This is a genomic window from Enteractinococcus helveticum (assembly GCF_001657475.1).
Lineage (GTDB): Bacteria > Actinomycetota > Actinomycetes > Actinomycetales > Micrococcaceae > Yaniella > Yaniella helvetica.
The window spans coordinates 1-379 of sequence record NZ_LXEY01000075.1; the positions used below are offsets into that span (position 1 = coordinate 1).

Here is a 379-nt window from a genome sequence, read left to right on the forward strand (position 1 = left end):
CGCAGAAGAGTTCGGCGCCGTCATTCACGTGCCAGCGATAGGGCTGGTCCGTCCAATGCAGGCGTGCCGTCGCCCCCTCGATCTCGACCAGATCGCGCGCGCCCCAGGGCCGCTCGGCCCGGAAGCTGCGCGCATCTCTGATCACGTCAGGCATCAGTCCGCACGGCGGACATAGGTCTGCTCGTACACGTCGACGACGATGCGCGTGCCCGACGCAATGTGCGGCGGCACCATGATGCGCACGCCATTGTCGAGCACGGCGGGCTTGTACGACGACGACGCCGTCTGGCCCTTCACCACTGCGTCGGCCTCGACGATCGTCGCCTCGATGGTATCGGGCAGCTGCACGCTGATGGCTTCCTCGTCATAGAGCTCCATC

1 protein-coding gene is annotated in these 379 nt (G+C 66.2%); it reads right to left on the reverse strand.

Translation table 11 applies throughout. The features are described 5' to 3' along the window. Nucleotides 1-153 precede the first annotated feature (153 nt). The coding region (locus A6F49_RS14575) for a hypothetical protein (protein WP_456072991.1) at nucleotides 154-379 on the reverse strand (226 nt) is incomplete at its 5' end.